Raw genomic sequence first — 19,420 nt, 5'->3', positions numbered from 1 at the left:
TTTGACTGTAGTGATTGAGCGATGGTGTATTTATACACCTGATGAACATTCACTACTCCCCAGGCTGGCGACCTTACCTCGTGACGTTGCGCAAACACCGAAGTTTTTGCGTAATCTTTTCCCTGTAACATTAAATCTTTGATAACAATTTATTGTCTGGAGACTTGTATATTTTTTGAAACGCTGTTTTTGTTTTCCTTTTGGATTAATTTCAGCGTATAATGCGCGCCAATTGACTCTTGAATGGTTTCAGCACTTTGGACTGTAGAACTCAACGACTCAAAAACAGGCACTCACGTTGGGCTGAGACACAAGCACACATTCCTCTGCACGCTTTTTCGATGTCACCTATCCTTAGAGCGAGGCACCATCACTTTCGTAATACCGGATTCGCTTTCCGGCAGTGCGCCCAGAAAGCAAGTTTCTCCTATCCTTCTCAACTTAAAGACTAAGACTGTCATGAAAAAGACCAAAATTGTTTGCACCATCGGACCAAAAACCGAATCTGAAGAGATGTTAGCTAAAATGCTGGACGCGGGCATGAACGTCATGCGTCTGAACTTCTCTCATGGTGACTATGCAGAACACGGTCAGCGCATTCAGAATCTGCGCAACGTGATGAGCAAAACCGGCAAAACTGCCGCTATCCTGCTCGATACCAAAGGTCCGGAAATCCGCACCATGAAACTGGAAGGCGGTAATGACGTTTCTCTGAAAGCAGGCCAGACCTTTACTTTCACCACTGACAAATCTGTTATCGGCAACAGCGAAATGGTTGCGGTAACTTATGAAGGTTTCACTTCTGACCTGTCCGTCGGCAACACCGTACTGGTTGACGATGGTCTGATCGGTATGGAAGTTACCGCCATTGAAGGTAACAAAGTTATCTGTAAGGTACTGAACAACGGTGACCTGGGCGAAAACAAAGGTGTGAACCTGCCTGGCGTTTCTATTGCCCTGCCGGCACTGGCTGAAAAAGACAAACAGGATCTCATCTTTGGTTGCGAACAAGGCGTAGACTTTGTTGCTGCTTCCTTTATCCGTAAGCGTTCTGACGTTATCGAAATCCGTGAACACCTGAAAGCGCACGGCGGCGAAAACATCCAAATCATCTCCAAAATCGAAAACCAGGAAGGCCTCAACAACTTCGACGAAATCCTCGAAGCCTCTGACGGCATCATGGTTGCTCGTGGCGACCTGGGTGTAGAAATCCCGGTTGAAGAAGTTATCTTCGCCCAGAAGATGATGATCGAAAAATGTATCCGCGCACGAAAAGTCGTTATCACTGCGACCCAGATGCTGGATTCCATGATCAAAAACCCACGTCCGACCCGCGCAGAAGCCGGTGACGTCGCGAACGCCATCCTCGACGGTACTGACGCAGTAATGCTGTCTGGTGAATCCGCAAAAGGTAAATACCCACTGGAAGCTGTTTCTATCATGGCAACCATTTGCGAACGTACCGACCGCGTGATGAACAGCCGTCTCGAGTTCAACAACGACAACCGTAAACTGCGCATTACCGAAGCAGTTTGCCGTGGTGCGGTTGAAACTGCTGAAAAACTGGATGCTCCGCTGATCGTTGTAGCAACCCAGGGCGGTAAATCTGCTCGTGCAGTGCGTAAATACTTCCCGGATGCAACCATCCTGGCACTGACCACGAACGAAAAAACTGCACATCAGCTGGTACTGAGCAAAGGCGTTGTGCCGCAGCTGGTAAAAGAGATCACTTCTACTGATGATTTCTACCGTCTGGGTAAAGAACTGGCTCTGCAGAGCGGTCTGGCGCACAAAGGTGACGTAGTAGTAATGGTTTCCGGTGCACTTGTACCGAGCGGCACTACCAACACCGCATCTGTTCACGTCCTGTAATATTGCTTTTGTGAATTAATTTGTATATCCAAGCGCCCTGATGGGCGCTTTTTTTATTTAATCGATAACCAGAAGCAATAAAAAATCAAATCGGATTTCACTATATAATCTCACTTTATCTAAGATGAATCCGATGGAAGCATCCTGTTTTCTCTCAATTTTTTTATCTAAAACCCAGCGTTCGATGTTTCTTTGAGCGAACGATCAAAAATAAGTGCCTTCCCATCAAAAAAATATTCTCAACATAAAAAACTTTGTGTAATACTTGTAACGCTACATGGAGATTAACTCAATCTAGAGGGTATTAATAATGAAAGCTACTAAACTGGTACTGGGCGCGGTAATCCTGGGTTCTACTCTGCTGGCAGGTTGCTCCAGCAACGCTAAAATCGATCAGCTGTCTTCTGACGTTCAGACTCTGAACGCTAAAGTTGACCAGCTGAGCAACGACGTGAACGCAATGCGTTCCGACGTTCAGGCTGCTAAAGATGACGCAGCTCGTGCTAACCAGCGTCTGGACAACATGGCTACTAAATACCGCAAGTAATAGTACCTGTGAAGTGAAAAATGGCGCACATTGTGCGCCATTTTTTTTGCCTGCTAATTACTGTTATTGCGTAGCGCGTAACATATTGCCCTGCTCAGGTTCGCCATTTTGAGCTGACTCAACTGCGGGCGCGTTGCTGGCATGTGTCGTTCCATTGCCTACCGCGACCGGATATCCCGCCCGACGATATAAGGCTTTATCCACCAGCTTCTGATCAACAGCCTGATTATCTTTGAATTGCGTAAAACCAATGGGCAGTTTATACGGCATCGTCTGAACGTTCTGCTGTTCCTCTGCCGATAGTGGTCGATGCACTTCCACATAACGCATTCCGTTCGGTTCTACAGAGTATTTCACCGGTTCATTGATCACTTTTACCGGCGTCCCCGTCCGCACGCTGGAGAACAAAGCTTTAATATCCGGTGCGTTCATACGAATACAGCCGGAACTGACGCGCAAACCGACGCTGTCCGGCGCACTGGTGCCATGAATGAGATATTCGCCATTGCCGTGCGCCAGGCGCATTGCGTAGCGTCCTAGTGGGTTATTAGGCCCTGCTGGAACGACTGGCGGTAATTTTATGCCACGCTCCAGCGAACGCTGCCGAATACCAGCGGTCGGTGTCCAAGTAGGGTTAGGGATTTTCTGCCCAACCCGCGTATCCATCACTGGCGTTTCCAGTCCCTGCAAGCCAATGCCTATCGGGTAGACCTGCACGATATTTTCTCCTGGCGGATAATAATAAAGACGCAGCTCGGCAAGGTTAACAATAATCCCCTGACGCGGCGCATCAGGTAATAACAGTTGCGAAGGAATGGTTATTGTCGTACCTGGTTTTGGCACCGGAGCGATGGTGTTATTGGATTCCAGAATCAACATTGCCGCAGTATCAAAACGTCGGGCGATGGCCTGGAGGTTTTTATCCCCCTCTTGCACCGTATACGTTTGATTTTGCCCAACCAGTCGGCTTCCGGTTGGTGGGAGCGGGTAATCTACCGCCCAGGCAGCGTGTATGGCGCTAAAAGCGCCGATAAGAGTCAGTGTAAGCAGAGACGCGCGTTTCATTGTAAACCTCCTGTATTTGCCGGAGACTCACGCTAAGACGTCGGATGGCGCTTTTGCTTACCTGAAGCCGAAACACTCCTGTGCTGGTCAGAGTAAACATCGACCATCCGGCAATGTGAGTCATCCGGATGAAAGCTGTTCCTTTAGTTTAGCTAAGTGCAGCGGCTTTGGCGCGGATTGCACGAATCATCGCTTCCAGACCTTGTGAACGAGATGGGGTGAGATGCTGAGCGAGCGCCATTTTTTCAAACCACGGGCGCACGTCAAAATTAACAATATCCTGCGGCGTCATCTGGTCGTAGAGAATAAAAACAACCGCAATAAGCCCTTTCACAATGGCGGCATCGCTGTCGCCCTGCAATTCAATAATTCCCTGCGCATTCTGGCGCATTACAATCCATACCTGACTCTGACAGCCCTGAATACTATTTTGCGGGTTTCTGTCTTCATCGCGTAATTCCGGCAGACGCTGCCCCAGTTCAATAATGTAGAGATATTTCTCTTCCCAGTTGGCGCAGCGTAAAAAATTACGCAGCAATTTTTCTTTATCCGGCAATACAGCCATAGAGCCTCCCTGTTATCCCAGCAGACGATGAATGCGTTGCAATCCTGTCACCAGACGATCCACTTCTTCATGGGTGTTATACATAGCCAACGACGCCCGACACATAGCCGGAACGTTATAAAACGCCATCAACGGCATCGCGCAGTGATGGCCGGTACGCACAGCGATACCGTAGTTATCAAGAAAACTGCCAACATCATAGGCATGATGTTTACCGAGATTAAAGGCGATAACGCCAAGTCTGTCCGGTGGCCCATACAGAGTAAGATCCGGCACCGCTGTCAGTTGTGACAGCGCGTAATGCATCAGATTCTGTTCGTACTCAGCAATGTTGTTAAGCCCCAGAGCTGACACATACTCCAGCGCCGCACCAAGACCAATAATCCCCCCCGTATTGGGCGTGCCGGCCTCAAACCGCCACGGCGCTTTGGTCCAGGTAGTACCTTCGCTAAGGCTGACGGTGGCAATCATAGATCCGCCCCCTTCCCACGGCGGCATCTCCTGCAACAAGGCTTCTTTAACATAAAGAATTCCAATGCCGGTGGGGCCATACAGTTTATGCCCGGAAAAAACGTAGAAGTCGCAGTCCAGCGCCTGCACATCCACCGGATGATGCATCACTGCCTGAGCGCCATCCACCAGCACTTTTGCGCCATGCTGGTGCGCAAGTGTGATCATTTCCGGCAGCGGATTTTCCGTCCCCAGCACATTAGACACGTGAGTAATCGCCAGCAGGCGGGTTTTCTCATCAAACAGATTAGGCAGTGTCTCCAGTTGCAGCGTGCCGTCTGGGTTAAGCGGGATCACCCGCAACTCTGCGCCAACGCGCGCGCAAAGCATCTGCCAGGGAACAATGTTAGCGTGGTGTTCCATCTGACTGATGATGATGTTATCGCCCGCACGTACGTTGCTGTTGCCCCAGCTATTGGCGACCAGATTGATCCCTTCCGTAGTGCCACGGACGAACACCAGCTCTTCCGCCGAACGGGCATTGATAAACAGCGATGCACGCTTACGCACGTTCTCCATTTTCTCGGTCGCCTGGGCGCTTAACGTATGAATACCGCGATGCACCGCCGCGTAGCCGTGACGATAAAATTCAGCCTCGGCGTCAATCACCTGGCTCGGTTTCTGCGCACTGGCGGCGCTGTCGAGATAAGCCAGCGGCAAACCGTTTACCTCACGCGAGAGCACCGGAAAATCGGCACGCACCTTCTCAACGGAAAAAGTCATCTTGCACCTCCCGGCAGCCGTTGGCCGATTCGAGCCAGCACCTGCTGTTTAAGACCATCATCGCGCAAGGCTTCCGTCAGTTCTGCGGCAAAGGCATAGATGATCATCTGCTGGGCATCCTGCTGATTGATCCCGCGAGAACGCAGATAGAACATTTGCTCATCATCAATACGCCCGACCGTTGCGCCGTGGCTGCATTTCACATCATCGGCATAAATTTCCAGTTGCGGTTTGGTATCCACTTCCGCCAGCTTGCCCATCAGCAGATTATTATTGGTCATCTGGCCGTCAGTCTTGATGGCATACTGCGCGACGTTAATCAAACCATTAAATACCGCGCGCCCTTTGTCGCTGACGATAGTTTTGTGCAACTGGCGGCTGTTACAAAAACCTTTATTGTGTTCCAGCCAGGTGCGGGTATCGCACACTTCATTTTTCACCGGCATCGCCAGGCTATTAATCCGCAGCGTACTGTTTTCGCCATTAAGTTGCGTACTGGTGTTGTGCCGTAACACAGCGCCACCAAGCAGAAAACTGTGGCTAGATGCGGTGGCATCGTCTGCCAGCAGCAAATCGTTATGGGCAAAGTGGTGGCTGACCGGGTTTTCAAACGCCAGCTTGATATGCTGCAAGTGGGCGTTCGCTGCGACGTTGATAGTAAAGCGCGCGCCGGTAAAATGGCGGGCATCATTAAGGCTGACAAAATGTTCAATCACTGTCGCTTCCGCGCCTTCCGCCAGATCCAGATGATGGCGGTAATGGGCTGTGTTCACCTCTTCACCTGCCACGCCCTGGGTAATATGCATTAACAGCAATGGCTTTGCAGGCCGTTGACCGCGCTTCACAGCAATATGCGTAACGCTTTGCGCCAGGCTTTCCGTCAGATGCAGAAACACTTCTGGCTGAATGGCATCGGGCAGCCCCTGGCGTTCGTCGTTTATGCTCACGTCATATCCGCTGCCTTCAGTTGCATCGCTAAGTGCTGGCATGTAACGTCCATCGACAAACACCAGCCGCACGGCGTCTAACGTTAAGGCTAAGGCATCACGCTGCTCTTGAGATATATCCCCCGCAATGCTGACAAACTGGCTATTAGTCAGCCCTTCCAGCGGCGTATATTTCCAGTGCTCATGTTTACGCGTCGGCAGGCCGGTACGCAGCAATTGTTGTAAATGCTGCTGAGCTTGCGGGGAGCGTTTTGCCCCTTCAGCCTCAAACAAGTGATGCCACTGTTGCAGCACGTTACTGCTGTTCACTAAGCCAGCCATAACCCTGCTCCTCCAGTTGTTTGACCAACGTGAAATCGCCGGATTTCACAATTCGCCCCTGATACAGCACGTGGACGTAATCAGGCTTGATGTAGTCAAGAATGCGTTGGTAGTGCGTAACAATGATGAATGAACGCTTGCCGTCACGCAGCGAGTTCACGCCATCGGCAACCACTTTTAATGCATCGATATCCAGCCCGGAGTCCGACTCATCAAGAATGCATAACTCCGGCTCCAGCACTGCCATTTGCAAAATATCGTTGCGCTTTTTCTCGCCGCCGGAAAAACCGACGTTAACCGAACGGGTTAATAAATCTTCTGGCATCTTCAGGAGAGCGATTTTCTCTTCCATCAAATCCTGAAAATCAAACCGGTCGAGCGTTTCCTGACCGCGATAACTACGCACCGCATTGAGCGCCGTTTGCAGGAAAAACTGGTTACTGACGCCAGGGATTTCCACCGGATACTGGAAAGCCATAAAGATGCCTTCGCCTGCACGATCTTCCGGCGACAGTTCAAGCAAATCTTTGCCTTTAAACTCCACCGTGCCGCCCGTCACTTCATAATCTTCGCGCCCGGCAAGGGTTGCCGATAAGGTACTTTTGCCCGAACCGTTTGGTCCCATAATGGCGTGAACTTCGCCAGGACGAACGTCGAGACTTAATCCGCGCAGGATAGCTTTATCTTCCACGCTGACGTGTAAATCTTTAATACTTAACATGTTTATTCCTTATCCGACGCTGTGTTCAAGACTGATGGCGAGGAGTTTTTGTGCTTCAACGGCAAATTCCAGCGGCAGTTCCGAGAACACGTCTTTGCAGAAACCGTTAACAATCATCGAGATGGCGTCTTCTTCGCTGATCCCGCGTTGCAGGCAGTAAAACAGCTGATCTTCACCAATACGCGATGTCGTTGCCTCGTGCTCCAGTTGTGCGCTGTTATTGCGACATTCGACATACGGGAAGGTATGCGCCCCGCAATTAGCGCCAATCAGCATTGAGTCGCACTGAGTGAAGTTGCGCGCATTGGTTGCCGTCGGCATGATTTTTACCAGCCCGCGATAACTGTTCTGGCTGTGTCCGGCAGAGATCCCTTTCGAGATAATGGTCGATTTGGTGTTCTTACCGATGTGGATCATCTTGGTGCCGGTATCAGCTTGCTGATGACCGCTGGTCAGCGCCACCGAGTAGAACTCACCGATGGAGTTATCGCCGCGCAAAATGCAGCTTGGGTATTTCCAGGTAATGGCTGAACCGGTTTCCGATTGTGTCCACGACATTTTGCTGTTTTCGCCTTCGCACAGAGCACGCTTGGTGACGAAGTTGAGAATACCGCCGGTGTTGTTATCGCCAGGGAACCAGTTTTGCACCGTGGAATATTTCACCTCGGCGTTTTTATGGATGATGACTTCCACCACCGCCGCGTGTAGCTGGTAGCTATCACGCACTGGTGCGGAGCAGCCTTCAATGTAGCTGACGTAGCTGTCTTCGTCGGCTACCAGAATGGTGCGCTCAAACTGCCCGGTTTTTTCTGCGTTAATGCGGAAATAGGTGGAAAGCTCCATCGGACAGCGTACGCCTTTAGGCACATAAATAAACGTACCGTCAGAGGCTACCGCCGCATTAAGTGCGGCAAAGAAGTTGTCATTCCCCGGCACCACGGTGCCGAGATATTTCTTCACCAGTTCCGGGTGATCGTGAATTGCTTCACCAAAGGAACAGAAAATGATCCCCTGCTCCGCCAGTTTTTCGCGATAAGTGGTGGCAACCGAAACAGAATCGAAAATGGCATCCACCGCCACCTCTTTGCCTTCCCGCACCGGTACGCCCAACTGCTCAAATGCCGCTTCAACCTCTTTACTTAAAAAGGCGTTTGCGCCGGTTTGTTGCACCGCGCCCGGTTCAGAAACACAGGTGTCATCGCAGTTACCACATGAAGGCGCGGAGTAATAGCTGTAATCCTGATAATTCAGCTTGTCGTAGTGCGCCTTCAGCCAGTGCGGTTCTTCCATCTCCAGCCATGCGCGATAGGCGTTGAGACGAAACTCCAGCATCCACTCCGGCTCATTACGCTTCGCCGAGATTGCGCGCACTACCTCTTCGTTTATGCCCTTAGCCAGTTCATCAGTCGCTAATTGGGTGAAGAATCCTTCTTTATAATTCAGCGGGCCGCCGGTCCAGGTTTTGACATCGTCAGTTGCTTCAGTATTACGAGACATAGTACCGCCTATACCCCAAAGCTTTCGCCACAGCCACATTCATTCTGGGCTTTCGGGTTGTGAAATTTAAATATCTGATTGAGTCCTTCGCGAACGAAATCAACTTCCGTGCCATCAATAAACGGCATTGCTTGTAGGGGGACGAACAGCTTCGCGCCGTCGTGTTCAAACAGCAGATCGTCTTTGTCCGGCTCGCTAACACTGTCGAGTACATAGCCAAAGCCCGCGCAGCCCGTTTGCTTCACACCTAAGCGCACACCGACCATGCCTGGTTGCTTCGCCACTAGCTCACGGATGTGTACCGCCGCTGCGGGGGTTAGCGTTAAGCCTTGCCAGGTGAAATCCTCTGGGTTAAAGGTTCCTGAATGCATGTCCATCGATTTACCTCACTTCATCGCTTTCAGCGTATAACAGCATGTTAGTGATAATGATTATCAGTTCAACCCGGCAAACACAGGGGCTTTACCGTAAAACATGCTTTTTGCCTGCATTTAATAAGCATAGACCCTGATGTGCGGCTTAACAGGCACGCTAAGAATTAGGTATCTCATTGTTAGTTAATGATTATTACCGGAGGACATTTAAGACTGTGATGGAAAAGAAAAAGTTGTATTGAAAATGACTATTTAAGAGATAGGTAAAAAAGTGGCTCGTTCAGAAATAAGAAAACCCTTAAGTCTGTTCAACACAGACTTAAGGGTTTCTACCCCATCCGGCGCTTATCTCCGGCACTCACAGTGGCTTAGCTCTTGAAGGGGCGATAAGAATAATCTCATAAGACTAAGCCGGCGTTTTAACACAACCTGCGATTTGTATTCTTTTTAAACAAGATCAAGCGGGTAAAAATGGGAGAAGTCAGAAGAAAGTCGTCAGACCTGGACTGGAATTAATCCAGGTCGATGGGGCACACTAACTGCGTTCAGTCAGAATCAATGCACGCCCAAACGCCAGGCAAAGTAGATTTCTTCTTTTAATTCAGCAGAAGAGAGAGTAAGCAGATCAGCGAATTCAAGTTCTAGTTGTTTCAGACGTTTGAGGTATTGGGCAGGTGAAAGATTGCTCTGGTCACGGCGTAAAAATTCAATGGCCAGTTGGGTGGGATCAAGTTGAGTAGACATAGCATCCTCGCTTTTAGACAAGACCTGCACAGTATACCACCGTTTACTGTGCAGATAATGACCAAAAGCAATATGCGTCACACTTTTCTGGTGACAACGTCACAAAATGGCGGTCGTCAATCGTGATGAACAGCACAAACGACCTTTCTCGTCGAAGATTTCAATCTGCCAGACCTGATGACGTGAACCAAGATGCAGCGGCTTGCAAACGCCGCGAACTCGCCCTTCTCGTGCCGAGCGAACATGGTTAGCATTGATTTCCAGACCAACGACTTTTTGCTCACCTTCGGTACATAAATAACCGGCAACGGAACCAATACTTTCGGCCAGCACCACGGACGCCCCGCCATGCAGCAGCCCGAAAGGCTGCTTTGTCCGCGAGTCTACCGGCATTGTCGCTTCCAGGGTGTCATCACTAATATGTTCAAAACGAATATCCAGCAACCCCACCATGTTTCCGTCACCCATGGCGTTCAGCGCCTCAAGAGTGATTTTACGTTTCCATATCATTTAATAATCTCCAGTAATGCCTGCACAGGATGGCGTACCCCCGTGCCTTCAACCCGTTTTACCTGACTACGGCAGGAATATCCGGTCGCCAGACAGCGATTTCGCGGCAGACGCTGCATCGCCTGATGCCAGGATAACTCATAGATCCCAAGCGAGTTTTTATGATTTTTCGCTTCATGTCCGTAAGTCCCCGCCATACCGCAGCAACCCACACTGACATTTTCCAGCTTCGCGCCAAAACGGGCAAATATCGCGACCCACTGTGCTGGTGCCCCCGGCAAGGCGGTGACTTCGGTACAGTGACCAAAGAAATACCATGGTTCACCGCTGACCGCAGCCACTGGCTGTGACTCAAGTGCGCTTGCCAGCCATTCATTCGCCAGCAGAACGTTAAACTCGCCGCGTTCCTTGCCGAGAGTGAGTTTGTATTCGTCGCGATAACAAAGAACCAGGGCTGGATCGACCCCCACCATTGGCATTCCCAGCTTCGCCATACGGTTGAGGAAATCCGCCGTCTTTTTCGCCGTCTTCGCAAAACGATTGAGGAATCCTTTGATGTGCTGGGCTTTACCATTCGGCGAGAATGGCAGTAACACAGGCTGGAAACCTAATTTTTCGATCAGACGGACAAAATCTGCCACCACTTGCGCATCGTAATAGCTGGTGAAAGGGTCTTGCACCACCAACACCGTGCGCGCTTTCTGCTCAGCATTGAGAGCTTCAAGCTGTTCCAGCGTCATATTTGCCGAGCGATGCCCCACCATTTGTTGTTGCAGCGAGGGAACTGACAACAGCGGCAAATCAACCATGCCGATATGTTTTTTCGACAGTTTGCGCACCAGCGGCTGGTTAATGAAGAAGTTAAACGTCTTCGGCGCTCGCGCCATCAGCGGCGCATAACTTTCGACCGTCGCCACAAGATGGTCGCGCAGCGGGCGTAAATAACGGGTGTGATAGAGTTGCAGGAAGCGAGAGCGGAACTCCGGCACGTCAATTTTGATGGGGCACTGGGTCGAACAGGCTTTACAGGCCAGACAGCCTGACATCGCCTCTTTCACTTCGTGGGAGAAGTCATATTCGCCTTTATTTGCGTGCCAGCTATTGCGCGTGCGGGCAATTAATGTCCGCAAACTGGCTCGCGATTCCGGCAGTTCTTGTTCCAGTTTTAGAGGATCAACACCACGGTCAGCCAGCAAACGTAGCCATTCACGCACCAGTGTTGCGCGCCCTTTCGGTGAATGAATCCGGTTCTGGGTGATCTTCATCGACGGACACATGGGGCTGCGGGCATCAAAGTTGAAGCATAAACCGTTGCCGTTACATTCCATTGCTCCGCGCCACTGCTGACGTACCGCGATGGGGATCTGCCGGTCAAATGTACCGCGCTTCACCGCGTCCACTTTCATCATCGGTGCATCGAGACCTTCTGGCGGACAAATTTTCCCTGGGTTTAGTCGATTATGCGGGTCAAATGCCGCTTTAACTTTGCGCAGTTCTGCGAAAAGTTCCTCACCGAAAAACGCCGGGCTGTATTCGGCGCGAAAACCTTTACCGTGCTCGCCCCACAACAATCCACCATATTTCGCAGTCAACGCCACCACGTCATCAGAGATTTGCTTCATCAAAATCTCTTGTTGCGGATCGCACATATCCAGCGCCGGACGAACGTGCAAAACACCCGCATCGACGTGACCGAACATACCGTAGCTTAAGCCGTGGCTGTCGAGCAGCGCGCGAAATTCGGCTATATAATCCGCCAGATGTTCCGGCGGTACGCAGGTATCTTCGGCAAACGGAATGGGCTTGGCGGCGCCTTTTGCATTGCCAAGCAGGCCTACGGCTTTTTTACGCATCGCATAGATACGTTCAACGCCTGCCAGCTCGCGGCACACCTGCCAGCCAATGACGCCGGCTTGCTGATTAGCGATAAGTTCGTCCAGCCGCGCACAGAGTGCATTTACCCGCTCGTCAATCAGCTCCTCATCATCACCAGCAAATTCCACAATGTTCAGCCCGAGCATCTCTTTCTCGGGCACGTCAGTAATCAACTCGCTGACGGAATGCCAGACAATATCTTCCCGCGCCAGATTCAGCACTTTTGAGTCCACCGTCTCTACCGAAAGCGCCCGCGCCTCAACCATAAACGGCGCGTTACGCAGCGCGGAGTCAAAAGAGTCATATTTGACGTTCACCAGACGGCGCACTTTCGGCAAGCGAGTAATATCCAGTCGCGCTTCGGTAATAAAGGCCAGCGTCCCTTCTGAACCCGTCAGAATTCGCGTCAGGTCGAACTCAGTCATCTCATCGTTAAAGACATGACGCAGATCGTAACCGGTAAGAAAGCGGTTAAGTTTGGGGAATTTGTCGATGATTAACTGGCGTTGCTGACGGCAGCGTTGATAAACCGTTTTATAGATACGCCCGATAGCGGTATTGGTTTTACCCAGCGTTTCTGCCAGTTCGACGGGTAAAGGTTGCGTATCGAGAATATCGCCCCCCAACAACACCGCCCGCACGCCGAGCACGTGATCTGACGTTTTGCCATAGACCAGCGAGCCCTGACCGGAAGCATCGGTATTGATCATCCCGCCGAGCGTTGCCCGGTTGCTGGTTGAAAGTTCCGGCGCAAAAAAGTAACCGCACGGTTTCAGGTACTGGTTAAGCTGATCTTTAATTACCCCCGCTTCAACACGCACCCAGCCCTCTTCAGGGTTAATTTCGATGATGCGGTTCATATGGCGGGACATATCAACAATAATCCCCTGGTTGAGCGCCTGACCGTTTGTGCCAGTACCGCCACCGCGCGGGGTGAAGATCAGCGATGAATAGCGTTCCTGCGCAGCCAGACGGGCGATTAATGCCACATCTGCGGTCGAACGTGGAAATACCACTGCATCGGGGAGAAGTTGGTAAATACTGTTGTCGGTCGACATTGTCAGACGATCGGCATAACTTGTCGCCGTATCGCCGGTAAAACCCTGTTGCTCCAGCTCTTGCAAAAAATTAAGCACCAGTTGAACGACGCCGGGTGCCTGGGAAATCTGTGGAATCATTATATTGACCCTTTCCTGCGGTCTGTGATGTAGGTCGATACACAGTTCTTTCAGGCTGCTGCAATAGCGCACTGAAAGGTGATGTGTGTTTACTCTATGGATTTCGAGTTGCGGGAAGGCGGCAAGCGAGTGAACGCCAGGAGCTTACAAAAGTAAGTGACTGGGGTGAACGAACGTAGCCGCAGCACATGCAACTTGAAATACGACGAGTAAACCGTTTGCGTGTTGCCTGAATTGTTGTACCACATTTTTTTCTTACACGCCCATCAGAATTAAGGGCAGAATCGGCCTGTTAAAAAACGCTGAAATTGCTCATCATTATGCAGGTGAGTTTCGCGTGTTCACGTCGCGTCGACGATTTGACGCACAAAAAAGGTGAAAAGTAGTTATGGTAAATGTTCGTCAGCCCAGGGATGTCGCACAAATTCTGCTTTCGGTGCTGTTTTTAGCCATCATGATTGTGGCATGTCTGTGGATTGTTCAACCCTTCGTTCTCGGCTTTGCGTGGGCCGGTACGGTGGTGATCGCTACCTGGCCGGTATTGTTACGCTTGCAAAAGATCATGTTTGGTCGCCGCTCTCTCGCCGTTCTGGTGATGACGCTGTTATTAGTGATGGTGTTTATCATCCCTATTGCCTTGTTGGTTAACAGTATCGTCGATGGCAGTGGGCCGTTGATTAAAGCCATTTCCAGCGGCGACATGACGTTACCCGATCTGGCGTGGCTTAATACCATTCCGGTGATTGGCGCGAAGCTGTATGCAGGCTGGCACAATTTGCTGGATATGGGGGGGACGGCGATCATGGCGAAAGTCCGTCCTTATATTGGCACCACCACCACCTGGTTTGTTGGGCAGGCGGCGCATATCGGGCGATTTATGGTGCATTGTGCGCTCATGCTTCTCTTCAGCGCCCTGCTGTACTGGCGCGGTGAACAGGTAGCGCAAGGCATTCGCCATTTTGCAACTCGTCTGGCAGGCGTTCGCGGTGATGCCGCAGTCCTGCTGGCGGCGCAGGCTATCCGTGCGGTGGCGCTGGGCGTGGTAGTAACGGCGTTGGTGCAGGCGGTTCTTGGCGGTATCGGTCTGGCGGTATCCGGCGTTCCTTACGCAACGCTGCTGACGGTGTTAATGATCCTCTCCTGCCTTGTCCAGCTTGGCCCGCTGCCGGTGTTGATTCCGGCGATTATCTGGCTCTACTGGACCGGTGATACCACCTGGGGCACGGTATTGCTGGTGTGGAGTGGTGTGGTTGGCACACTGGATAACGTGATTCGCCCGATGTTAATTCGCATGGGTGCCGATTTACCGCTGATCCTGATCCTCTCCGGTGTTATCGGTGGTTTGATTGCCTTCGGGATGATCGGTCTGTTTATTGGTCCGGTTCTGTTAGCCGTTTCCTGGCGTCTGTTTGCCGCGTGGGTGGAAGAAGTCCCGCCACCGACTGACCAGCCGGAAGAAATTCTCGAAGAACTGGGCGAAATTGAAAAGCCGAATAAGTAACTCTCTCATCAGGCGGCTCTGCCGCCTGATTGTTAACCATCGCTAATTGATATTTCATTTCTCAACCTCGTATTTCCCTGCTTACCCCCATTCAGCTGGTAGTACCTGTCGCAAATTCTTTACAGTTTTTAAACTAATGAGACGAATCTGATCGACGCAAAAAGTCCGTATGCCTACTATTAGCTCACGGTTATAAATCAACATATTGATTTATAAGTATGGAAATCCCCTGAGTGAAACAACGAATTGCTGTGTGTAGTCTTTGCCCATCTCCCACGATGGGCTTTTTTTTAACATTTTTCCGTTTACTTATCTCGCCATTCATTCTTTCCAATAATGTTGCACAAGATACTGTGACTCTCTTCAAGCCGTTAGCAGGCTGATAATGTTATTTATATTTTATTCTATTTTTGATGCAGCGATTACCTATGAACGCTTATGAACTCCAGGCACTACGCCATATTTTTGCCATGACTGTTGATGAATGCGCGACCTGGATTGCCCAGACAGGTGACAGCGAAAGCTGGCGGCACTGGGAAAATGGCAAAAGCGCCATTCCTGATAGCGTCGTTGAAAAATTGCTGGCTATGCGTCAGCAAAGAAAAAAACATCTTCACGCCATCATAGAGAAAATAAATAACCGCATCGGCAATAACACCATGCGCTTCTTCCCTGATTTAACCGCGTTTCAACGTGTCTACCCTGACGGCGATTTTATTGACTGGAAGATTTATCAATCAGTAGCCGCTGAGTTATATGCGCACAACCTTGAGCGTCTTTGTTGACATTTTAACGGGAATCAATAGCCATTATTACAAGAATAATGACCGGATATTGACGCAATATCGCCACATTTTTTAAAGCAAAGTTGCTAAGTGGATCTTATGAAAAGTCCCTATCTCCCTACCGCGCTGGGGTTGTATTTCAATTACCTGGTACATGGTATGGGCGTCATTTTGATGACTCTGAATATGGCCTCGCTGGAGACGCTTTGGCATACCAATGCGGCAGGTGTCTCGATTGTTATCTCATCATTAGGCATTGGCCGATTAAGCGTTCTGTTTCTTTCTGGCTTATTATCCGATCGCTTCGGTCGACGACCGTTTATCATTCTCGGTATGTGCTGCTATATCGCCTTCTTTTTTGGCATCCTGCACACCAATAACATTATTATCGCTTATGTTTTTGGTTTTCTGGCCGGAATGGCAAACAGTTTTCTCGATGCAGGCACTTATCCCAGCCTGATGGAAGCCTTTCCTCATTCGCCGGGTACAGCCAATATTTTAATTAAAGCCTTTGTTTCCAGCGGGCAATTTTTATTGCCGCTAATCATCAGCCTGTTAGTGTGGGCCGAACTGTGGTTTGGTTGGTCTTTTATGATTGCCGCAGGCTTTATGATTATTAACGGTCTGTTTTTATACCGCTGTACATTTCCACCGCATCCGGGTCGTTGCTTACCGGCAGTAAATAAAACAACCACTTCTGCGGGGCATCGCTGCTCAATAATCGATTTAGCCAGTTATACCTTATATGGCTATATCTCAATGGCAACGTTTTATCTGGTCAGCCAGTGGCTGGCACAATACGGGCAATTTGTCGCTGGCATGTCATACACAATGTCGATCAAATTACTCAGCATCTACACCGTGGGATCGCTGCTTTGCGTATTTATTAGTGCGCCGCTCATTCGTAAAGCGATTCACCCGACAACATTGTTGATGCTGTACACTTTTATCTCATTTATTGCCCTGCTCACCGTTTGCCTGTATCCCATATTTTATGTGGTAATAACATTCGCTTTCGTTATTGGTTTTACCTCTGCTGGAGGCGTTGTACAAATTGGCCTGACGTTAATGGCTGAACGTTTTCCCTACGCTAAAGGTAAAGCAACCGGGATTTATTACAGTGCGGGAAGTATTGCAACCTTTACCATTCCGTTGATTACGGCTCATCTATCACAAAGAAGTATTGCCGATATTATGTGGTTCGATACCGCCATCGCTGCCGTTGGATTTTTACTGGCGCTGTTTATTGGCTTACGCAGTCACAAGGAAACACAACATCCATCGCTAAAAGAAAATGTCGCCACGGGTGGGTAATGCAATATTCTTTTCAGGACATGCAAGATCTTACGGATAAATTAATCTTTCTGCGCTAATTAGGGGAAATCACGATCCAAAAAAACTATTACATGCAATATTCCTGGAAACATAAACTTTATGCCATGTACCCAGGGAAAATCATCTTCAGTATAGTGATTATGAAAACCGTCGAAGAACAATACGTACGGTAACAAAATTATCTTTCAGCAAGGAGCTGTGAAAATGTCTCAAAATAAGGCTTTCAGCACGCCATTTATCCTGGCTGTTCTTTGTATTTACTTCAGCTATTTTCTGCACGGCATTAGTGTTATTACACTTGCACAGAACATGTCATCTCTGGCAGAAAAATTTTCGACTGACAACGCGGGTATTGCTTATTTAATTTCCGGTATTGGCCTGGGTCGCCTGATCAGTATTTTATTCTTCGGTGTGATCTCCGACAAATTTGGTCGGCGAGCGGTAATATTAATGGCAGTCGCCATGTATCTGTTGTTCTTCTTTGGTATTCCCGCTTGCCCGAATTTAACTCTCGCTTACTGTCTGGCAGTGTGCGTAGGTATCGCTAACTCGGCGCTGGATACCGGTGGTTACCCGGCGTTAATGGAATGCTTTCCGAAAGCCTCCGGGTCGGCGGTAATACTGGTTAAAGCAATGGTGTCATTCGGGCAAATGTTCTATCCAATGCTGGTGAGTTATATGCTGCTGAATAACATCTGGTACGGCTATGGGCTGATTATTCCGGGCATCCTGTTTGTACTGATCACGCTAATGCTGTTGAAAAGCAAATTCCCCAGCCAATTGGTGGACGCCAGCGTTGCTAATGAATTACCGCAAATGAACAGTAAACCGTTAGTCTGGCTGGAAGGTGTTTCATCGGTACTGTTCGGTGTCGCCGCATTCTCGACCTTTTATGTGATTGTGGTGTGGATGCCCAAATATGCAATGGCATTTTCCGGTATGTCGGAAGCCGAGGCATTAAAAACCATCTCTTATTACAGTATGGGTTCGCTGGTCTGTGTCTTTATTTTTGCCGCGCTACTGAAAAAAATAGTACGCCCCATCTGGGCTAACGTATTTAACTCTGCACTGGCAACGGTAACTGCTGCTATTATCTATCTCTACCCTTCTCCGCTAGTGTGTAATGCCGGAGCCTTTGTTATCGGTTTCTCAGCGGCTGGCGGCATTTTACAACTCGGCGTTTCGGTCATGTCGGAGTTTTTCCCCAAAAGCAAAGCCAAAGTCACCAGTATTTATATGATGATGGGAGGTCTGGCAAACTTTGTTATTCCACTGATTACCGGTTATCTGTCAAATATCGGCCTGCAATATATCATCGTTCTCGATTTTACTTTCGCGCTGCTGGCTCTGATTACCGCGATTATTGTTTTCATTCGCTATTACCGCGTATTCATTATTCCCCAAAATGATATCCGGTTAGGCGAACGTTATTTTAAACACAATTAAGCACAGAGGTTAAAGGAGTTAATTATGGATGTTACTGCTAAATACGAATTGATTGGGCTGATGGCCTATCCTATCCGCCACAGTTTATCGCCTGAAATGCAAAATAAAGCCTTAGAAAAAGCAGGATTACCATTTACCTATATGGCCTTTGAGGTGGATAACGATAGCTTTGCCGGAGCAATTGAAGGATTAAAAGCCCTCAAAATGCGCGGCACCGGTGTGTCGATGCCGAACAAACAACTGGCGTGTGAATATGTTGATGAATTAACGCCTGCGGCGAAACTGGTGGGTGCCATCAATACCATCGTAAATGATAACGGCTACCTGCGCGGTTATAACACCGACGGCACAGGCCATATTCGCGCCATTAAAGAGAGCGGTTTTGATATCAAAGGCAAAACGATGGTGCTGTTAGGTGCTGGTGGCGCCTCAACGGCGATTGGCGCGCAGGGGGCGATTGAAGGGTTAAAAGAAATTAAACTCTTTAACCGTCGGGATGAGTTTTTTGATAAAGCCCTCGCCTTCGCGCAACGGGTCAACGAAAACACCGATTGCGTCGTCACAGTTACGGATCTCGCCGATCAACAGGCCTTTGCCGAGGCGCTGGCTTCTGCTGACATTTTAACCAACGGCACCAAAGTGGGTATGAAACCCCTTGAGAATGAATCATTAGTTAATGATATCAGCTTGTTACATCCAGGACTTCTGGTCACTGAATGCGTATATAACCCGCATATGACGAAGTTATTGCAGCAGGCGCAACAAGCGGGTTGCAAAACGATTGATGGATACGGCATGTTGTTGTGGCAAGGGGCTGAACAGTTCACGTTATGGACTGGCAAAGATTTCCCTCTGGAATATGTTAAACAGGTCATGGGGTTCGGCGCCTGACAGGCTGACCGCG

Annotated in this window: 17 protein-coding genes, 1 other RNA gene and 1 pseudogene; 9 read left to right on the top strand and 10 right to left on the bottom strand. The window is 49.6% G+C overall.

Annotated elements, in window-relative coordinates; translation table 11 throughout:
• Window positions 1–257 precede the first annotated feature (257 nt).
• From ynhH to lpp, 3 genes are all read left to right on the top strand, one after another.
• The gene (ynhH, locus tag HEN21_RS22935) at window positions 258–452 is read left to right on the top strand and encodes a protein YnhH (RefSeq protein ID WP_242664678.1); all 195 of its coding nucleotides are present in this window, start codon (window positions 258–260) and stop codon (window positions 450–452) included.
• Window positions 453–459: 7 nt separating this feature from the next.
• Entirely contained in the window at window positions 460–1,872 is a 1,413-nt protein-coding gene (pykF, locus tag HEN21_RS00970) for a pyruvate kinase PykF (RefSeq protein WP_010346010.1), read from the top strand.
• A gap of 310 nt (window positions 1,873–2,182) precedes the next feature.
• Complete coding sequence (gene lpp, locus HEN21_RS00965; protein ID WP_000648420.1) at window positions 2,183–2,419, top strand: murein lipoprotein Lpp; 237 nt, start codon at window positions 2,183–2,185, stop codon at window positions 2,417–2,419.
• A 63-nt stretch (window positions 2,420–2,482) separates the two neighbouring features.
• On the opposite strand, the gene ldtE is transcribed toward lpp, so the two are convergent.
• The 10 genes from ldtE to ydiJ all read right to left on the bottom strand — a co-directional run bounded on the left by ldtE (window position 2,483) and on the right by ydiJ (window position 13,449).
• A complete protein-coding gene (gene ldtE / locus HEN21_RS00960; RefSeq protein ID WP_176252686.1) occupies window positions 2,483–3,484 on the bottom strand; it encodes a L,D-transpeptidase LdtE in 1,002 nt (333 codons plus the stop codon).
• Window positions 3,485–3,632: 148 nt separating this feature from the next.
• Window positions 3,633–4,049 (bottom strand): cysteine desulfuration protein SufE, encoded by a 417-nt coding sequence (gene sufE / locus HEN21_RS00955; RefSeq protein WP_000279732.1) that lies wholly within the window; start codon window positions 4,047–4,049, stop codon window positions 3,633–3,635.
• A gap of 12 nt (window positions 4,050–4,061) precedes the next feature.
• Window positions 4,062–5,282, bottom strand: a complete 1,221-nt coding sequence (gene sufS, locus HEN21_RS00950; protein ID WP_016158184.1) for a cysteine desulfurase SufS — start codon at window positions 5,280–5,282, stop codon at window positions 4,062–4,064.
• Entirely contained in the window at window positions 5,279–6,550 is a 1,272-nt protein-coding gene (gene sufD / locus HEN21_RS00945; RefSeq protein WP_000908090.1) for a Fe-S cluster assembly protein SufD, read from the bottom strand. Before sufD ends, sufS begins: the two co-directional genes overlap by 4 nt.
• Window positions 6,525–7,271: a Fe-S cluster assembly ATPase SufC gene (gene sufC / locus HEN21_RS00940; protein WP_000948879.1), complete on the bottom strand. Its 747-nt coding sequence runs from the start codon at window positions 7,269–7,271 to the stop codon at window positions 6,525–6,527. The genes sufD and sufC overlap by 26 nt, the downstream gene beginning before the upstream one ends.
• A 9-nt stretch (window positions 7,272–7,280) precedes the next feature.
• Window positions 7,281–8,768 carry a Fe-S cluster assembly protein SufB gene (sufB, locus tag HEN21_RS00935; protein ID WP_010354068.1) on the bottom strand — a complete coding sequence of 496 codons (1,488 nt, stop codon included), beginning with the start codon at window positions 8,766–8,768 and terminating at the stop codon, window positions 7,281–7,283.
• Window positions 8,769–8,776: 8 nt separating this feature from the next.
• Window positions 8,777–9,145 (bottom strand): Fe-S cluster assembly scaffold SufA, encoded by a 369-nt coding sequence (gene sufA, locus HEN21_RS00930; RefSeq protein ID WP_000367151.1) that lies wholly within the window; start codon window positions 9,143–9,145, stop codon window positions 8,777–8,779.
• 552 nt (window positions 9,146–9,697) lie between these two features.
• Window positions 9,698–9,886 carry a YdiH family protein gene (locus HEN21_RS00925; protein WP_001296104.1) on the bottom strand — a complete coding sequence of 63 codons (189 nt, stop codon included), beginning with the start codon at window positions 9,884–9,886 and terminating at the stop codon, window positions 9,698–9,700.
• Between the two features lie 99 nt (window positions 9,887–9,985).
• Window positions 9,986–10,396 (bottom strand): 1,4-dihydroxy-2-naphthoyl-CoA hydrolase, encoded by a 411-nt coding sequence (gene menI / locus HEN21_RS00920; RefSeq protein WP_176252687.1) that lies wholly within the window; start codon window positions 10,394–10,396, stop codon window positions 9,986–9,988.
• Window positions 10,393–13,449, bottom strand: a complete 3,057-nt coding sequence (gene ydiJ, locus HEN21_RS00915; protein ID WP_176252688.1) for a D-2-hydroxyglutarate dehydrogenase YdiJ — start codon at window positions 13,447–13,449, stop codon at window positions 10,393–10,395. The genes menI and ydiJ overlap by 4 nt, the downstream gene beginning before the upstream one ends.
• Window positions 13,450–13,837: 388 nt before the next feature.
• Between ydiJ and ydiK the strand changes: the two genes are divergently transcribed.
• The 6 genes and pseudogenes from ydiK (at window position 13,838) to ydiB (ending at window position 19,407) form a co-directional block, all read left to right on the top strand.
• The gene (ydiK, locus tag HEN21_RS00910) at window positions 13,838–14,950 is read left to right on the top strand and encodes an AI-2E family transporter YdiK (protein ID WP_000248654.1); all 1,113 of its coding nucleotides are present in this window, start codon (window positions 13,838–13,840) and stop codon (window positions 14,948–14,950) included.
• A 186-nt stretch (window positions 14,951–15,136) separates the two neighbouring features.
• Window positions 15,137–15,244, top strand: an RNA gene (gene rprA, locus HEN21_RS00905) — antisense sRNA RprA.
• 134 nt (window positions 15,245–15,378) lie between these two features.
• Window positions 15,379–15,735, top strand: coding sequence for a YdiL family protein (locus HEN21_RS00900; protein WP_000995295.1), 357 nt, complete (start codon window positions 15,379–15,381; stop codon window positions 15,733–15,735).
• A gap of 99 nt (window positions 15,736–15,834) precedes the next feature.
• The gene (locus tag HEN21_RS00895; protein WP_176252689.1) at window positions 15,835–17,049 is read left to right on the top strand and encodes an MFS transporter; all 1,215 of its coding nucleotides are present in this window, start codon (window positions 15,835–15,837) and stop codon (window positions 17,047–17,049) included.
• Window positions 17,050–17,274: 225 nt separating this feature from the next.
• Window positions 17,275–18,529 (top strand): annotated as a pseudogene (locus HEN21_RS00890) (MFS transporter).
• An 11-nt stretch (window positions 18,530–18,540) separates the two neighbouring features.
• Entirely contained in the window at window positions 18,541–19,407 is an 867-nt protein-coding gene (gene ydiB / locus HEN21_RS00885) for a quinate/shikimate dehydrogenase (protein ID WP_000383454.1), read from the top strand.
• Window positions 19,408–19,420: the final 13 nt, after the last annotated feature.

The organism is Escherichia sp. 93.1518, from assembly GCF_013368915.2.
Taxonomy (GTDB): domain Bacteria; phylum Pseudomonadota; class Gammaproteobacteria; order Enterobacterales; family Enterobacteriaceae; genus Escherichia; species Escherichia ruysiae.
Note: the sequence above shows the minus strand (reverse complement) of the source record. Positions and strands in the feature narration are given on the sequence as shown.

What these genes read in the sequence shown, in the direction of transcription:
- pykF (WP_010346010.1), top strand. Translation starts at nt 460, where the DNA reads ATGAAAAAGACCAAAATTGTTTGCACCATCGGACCAAAAACCGAATCT.
- lpp (WP_000648420.1), top strand. Translation starts at nt 2,183, where the DNA reads ATGAAAGCTACTAAACTGGTACTGGGCGCGGTAATCCTGGGTTCTACT.
- ldtE (WP_176252686.1), bottom strand. Translation starts at nt 3,484, where the DNA reads ATGAAACGCGCGTCTCTGCTTACACTGACTCTTATCGGCGCTTTTAGC.
- sufE (WP_000279732.1), bottom strand. Translation starts at nt 4,049, where the DNA reads ATGGCTGTATTGCCGGATAAAGAAAAATTGCTGCGTAATTTTTTACGC.
- sufS (WP_016158184.1), bottom strand. Translation starts at nt 5,282, where the DNA reads ATGACTTTTTCCGTTGAGAAGGTGCGTGCCGATTTTCCGGTGCTCTCG.
- sufD (WP_000908090.1), bottom strand. Translation starts at nt 6,550, where the DNA reads ATGGCTGGCTTAGTGAACAGCAGTAACGTGCTGCAACAGTGGCATCAC.
- sufC (WP_000948879.1), bottom strand. Translation starts at nt 7,271, where the DNA reads ATGTTAAGTATTAAAGATTTACACGTCAGCGTGGAAGATAAAGCTATC.
- sufB (WP_010354068.1), bottom strand. Translation starts at nt 8,768, where the DNA reads ATGTCTCGTAATACTGAAGCAACTGACGATGTCAAAACCTGGACCGGC.
- sufA (WP_000367151.1), bottom strand. Translation starts at nt 9,145, where the DNA reads ATGGACATGCATTCAGGAACCTTTAACCCAGAGGATTTCACCTGGCAA.
- HEN21_RS00925 (WP_001296104.1), bottom strand. Translation starts at nt 9,886, where the DNA reads ATGTCTACTCAACTTGATCCCACCCAACTGGCCATTGAATTTTTACGC.
- menI (WP_176252687.1), bottom strand. Translation starts at nt 10,396, where the DNA reads ATGATATGGAAACGTAAAATCACTCTTGAGGCGCTGAACGCCATGGGT.
- ydiJ (WP_176252688.1), bottom strand. Translation starts at nt 13,449, where the DNA reads ATGATTCCACAGATTTCCCAGGCACCCGGCGTCGTTCAACTGGTGCTT.
- ydiK (WP_000248654.1), top strand. Translation starts at nt 13,838, where the DNA reads ATGGTAAATGTTCGTCAGCCCAGGGATGTCGCACAAATTCTGCTTTCG.
- HEN21_RS00900 (WP_000995295.1), top strand. Translation starts at nt 15,379, where the DNA reads ATGAACGCTTATGAACTCCAGGCACTACGCCATATTTTTGCCATGACT.
- HEN21_RS00895 (WP_176252689.1), top strand. Translation starts at nt 15,835, where the DNA reads ATGAAAAGTCCCTATCTCCCTACCGCGCTGGGGTTGTATTTCAATTAC.
- ydiB (WP_000383454.1), top strand. Translation starts at nt 18,541, where the DNA reads ATGGATGTTACTGCTAAATACGAATTGATTGGGCTGATGGCCTATCCT.